Consider the following 3,756-nt stretch of genomic DNA (forward strand, 5'->3'; position numbering starts at 1 on the left):
CCGGGGCGGGGCCCCCCGGCCCCCGCCGCCCGGGGGCCGGGACGTTCCCCCGCCACCGTTTCCCTGCGTCCACCCGGACATCACCGGCGCACCGGTCACGGTCGGGGCACCCGACGCCGGCGAGCGGTTTCGGCCGCCGCCGGGTTGGGTGTGGCATGCCGACACGACCGGCTTCCGGGTCTCCGTCCCGGCGACCTGGTACTACTCGCGCGAGGGCACGGTGGCCTGTTTCCAGGACCCGGCCACCGGCCGGGCGTTGAGCGTCGCCGAGGGCGGCGCGGCGGACCCGCTGACCCGCCTGCGCGCGGTCCGCGACGAGGCCTCCCGCGCCGGGGCACTGCCTGGCTACGACGAGATCCGGCTCGGCACCGGCGACGGTGGCGTCGAGTGGGAGTGCCGGTGGGATGCCCCAAACGGCCCCCGGCTGCACGCACGGCAACAGATCGTGGGCGCGGAGCGCTGGACGCTGGGTTGGATCACCGACGATCGGGACTGGACCGCCGCCAGCGCGGACTGGACCACCGTGCGAAAGAGTTTCCGACCACCTCGCTGACCTGCGCCGTATGGCCCTGCTCGGCCCTCCGTCCGGCGTGGATCTAGGCCGCTCAGCGGATGAGAAAACCGGCGGCGGTGGCTATCGTGTAACGCAGGGTGACCGAGGGGGAGCGACCGTGCAGCAGTTGCTGATCGCGGGTCGGTACCGGCTGCTCGACCTGGTCGGCACCGGCGGGATGGGCCGGGTGTGGCTGGCCCGCGACGAGATGCTGCACCGGGACGTGGCGGTGAAGGAGGTCGTGCCGCCGGCCTGGCTGGCCGAGGCCGAGCGCGCGGAGCTACGACTGCGGACGCTCCGCGAGGCGCGCACCGCCGCGCGCCTCAACCATCCCAACGTCGTCCGCCTGTACGACGTCGTGCACGACGGGGAGAACCCGTGGATCGTGATGGAGTACGTGGCATCCCGGTCGGTCCAGCAGATCATCAACGCCGAAGGCCCGCTCAGCCCCGCCCGTACGGCCCGGATCGGGCTGGCGGTGCTCGCCGCGTTGCGGGCCGCGCACACCGCCGGTGTCCTGCACCGCGACGTGAAGCCGCACAACGTACTGGTGGCCGACGACGGTCGGGTGGTGCTCACCGACTTCGGACTGGCGACCTTCGACGGTGGCGACGGGGCGATGACCGGCCCGGGCCTGGTGCTCGGCTCCCCGCAGTTCGTCGCACCGGAGCGGGCGCGCGACGGCGTGTCGGATCCGCGCACCGATCTGTGGTCGTTGGGCGCGACGCTCTACGCGACCGTCGAGGGACAGTCCCCGTACGCGAGATCCAGCGCGATGGCGACGCTCAGCGCGCTGGCCACCGAGCCGCCGGATCCGATGCGCCGGGCCGGCCCCCTGCGTCCGGCGATCAGCGGCCTGTTGCAGCGCGATCCGTGGCGGCGGTTGACCGCCGTCGAAGCCGAGCCGCTGCTCCGCGCCGCGGCGGCCCGCCAGGATGGGCCGCCCTCGTCGACGCCCGAGCGTTCGACGGCGGTGGCGGCGGTCCGTAGTGCGGGCCGGGCCGCCGCGCCCGCCCGGGTCGACGAGCCGGGTCTCCCCCGAGACCAGGCGACGTCGGCCCGCCCGCCGGCCGCCGGCCCGGTGGGCCGACGGGGACGGCTCATCGCGTGGGGCGGTGCGGCCACCGCGGTGTCGCTGCTCGTCGCCGGGGGTGTCACGGTGGCGCTGCTCCACCGACCGGACGAACGCACGCCACCGTCCGGTTCCGGCGGAGGCGCGACCGCCACCCGACCGGCGGCGTTCGCCTGCGCCGCACCCCCGCCGCCGACGGCCACGCCGGTGCCCTCGGTGTCACCACCGAAGGACGCGCGGTACGGGCTGCGGGAGGGCTGGACCTGGCACGACGACCCGACCGGCTTCCGCATCGCCGCGCCGGTCGCCTGGGCACGCTGGACCGAAGGGGCGGTGACCTGCTTCCGGGAACCCAGCGGGGCACGCGTACTCAGCGTCGAGGCAGGACCGACGCAGGCCGATCCGCTGGCGCACCTCAAGACCGAGGAGAAGCGGCTCGTCAACGCCGGAGCGTTGCCCGGCTATCGCAAGGTGGACATCTCCGCGCTGGACGTCTTCGACGGCGGGGCCCTCTGGGAGTGCGGTTGGGAGAATGCCGCCGGCGACCAGGTGCACAGCATCCGACTGCTCGCCAACACCTCGGCCGGGCGCGCCTACACCGTCTCCTGGTTGACAAAGGAGTTCGACTGGCAGGTCAACGCGGCATACTTCGTGATGATCCGGCAGAGCTTCACCCCCACCCTCTGACACTGTCCGTTGTAGACGATCGAACTGACGCCCCTGCGACACCGGCGCTGACTACAGTGGCGTAGTTTTGGCGCTCAAGATCCCTGGGGAGGGTGAGCCGAGATGATGGGACCGTCGCACGCGCTGTCCGGCGCGGCGGTATGGCTGGCCGGGTCCTGGGCGCTGGACCAGTTCGCCGACTACCACCAGTCGCCCCTGGCGCTCGCGGTGGGCACAGCGGTGTGCGCCGGTGGGGCGCTCTTTCCGGACCTCGACCTGTCCGGCAAGGTGACCCGCAACCAGGGAGGCGCAACCGTCGCCCGTACGTTCGGGGTGTTCTCGCTCTTCGTCGCCGAGGTGATGGAAAAGATCTCCCTCGGCGTCTACTACGCGACGAAGCTCAGCAAGGACCCTCGTCGCAACAACGGGCACCGGACGCTCACCCACACGCTCCCGTTCACGCTGCTGGTCGGCTGGGGCACCACCGCGCTCTGCGCCGCGTACGGCAAGTGGGCAGTGATCACGATCCTGTTCTTCATGTTCGGCCTCGCCCTACGCGGGCTCTTCGACGACTGGGCCGAACGGGCCGGCTGGGTGATCGTGACGCTCGCTTCAGCCGGCGCCGCCTGGTTCACCTTCGCCAACCTGCCGGGCGGGCGGGGATATCCGCTGATCGGCACGGCCGTCGGGGTGGGCTGCTTCGTGCACATCCTCGGCGACATGATCACCAGGGCCGGGGTGCCGATCCTCTGGCCGATTCCGATCCGCCGACGCATGTGGACGATGATCGGTCTCCCGAACAGCATCGCTCTGCGCACCGGCAGCAAGACCGAGGTAGTCGTGCTGCGCGCCGTACTGACCGTGGTGGTGGTACTCGCCACCGCCGGCCTGATCGCCCCATCAGTCCTGCAACGCTTCAACATCGACATATAAGCCCCCCCGCCGCGCCGACCCTTGCCCCGTAGCGCTTGCCGCGCGCCCGCCCCAACTACCTTGCACACGCCGGCGCCCCGCCGTGCCCGTCGCGCTCGCGCGCGCCGCCGCTGCGCTCACGTGCGCCGCCGCTGCGCTCGCGCGCGCCGCCGCTGCGCCGATCTTGCACTTGCGGATGCCGATCGATCCGGTTTCGCACCTTATGTCGCCACCGAAAGTGCAAGATCGACGCCGAAAGGGACGTCGCCGACGTCAAGATCGTGCTCGATCCTGGATCTAGTTGTATCGGCGCAAGGTGAGGCCACTAGATCCTGGATCGAGCACGATCATGCTGAACCCCGCCGGGCAAGAACCCCGTAGGACCTACTCGCTCGCGCCGATCTTGCACTTACGGTCGACGAAGTGTTCAGGTTTGCGTGCTTTGTCGGCGCAGGAAGTGCAAGATCGCCGCGCCCCGCGCCCCGCGCCCCGCGCCCCGCGCCCCGCGCCCCGCGCCCCGCGCCCCGCGCCCCGCGCCCCGCGCCCCGCGCCC

Annotated in this window: 2 protein-coding genes and 1 pseudogene; all 3 read left to right on the forward strand. The window is 72.1% G+C overall.

Translation table 11 applies throughout. The features are described 5' to 3' along the window. Window positions 1-553 (forward strand): annotated as a pseudogene (locus ABZV06_RS31920) (serine/threonine protein kinase); the annotation flags it as partial. A gap of 118 nt (window positions 554-671) precedes the next feature. Further along, window positions 672-2,312: a protein kinase gene (locus ABZV06_RS31925; protein WP_355625975.1), complete on the forward strand. Its 1,641-nt coding sequence runs from the start codon at window positions 672-674 to the stop codon at window positions 2,310-2,312. A gap of 102 nt (window positions 2,313-2,414) precedes the next feature. Beyond that, window positions 2,415-3,224, forward strand: coding sequence for a metal-dependent hydrolase (locus ABZV06_RS31930; RefSeq protein ID WP_355246775.1), 810 nt, complete (start codon window positions 2,415-2,417; stop codon window positions 3,222-3,224). The last annotated feature ends 532 nt before the right edge of the window (window positions 3,225-3,756 follow it).

Origin of the sequence: Micromonospora sp. NPDC005172, assembly GCF_040608555.1 — a bacterium.
Lineage (GTDB): Bacteria > Actinomycetota > Actinomycetes > Mycobacteriales > Micromonosporaceae > Micromonospora.

What these genes read in the sequence shown, in the direction of transcription:
- ABZV06_RS31930 (WP_355246775.1), top strand. Translation starts at nt 2,415, where the DNA reads ATGATGGGACCGTCGCACGCGCTGTCCGGCGCGGCGGTATGGCTGGCC.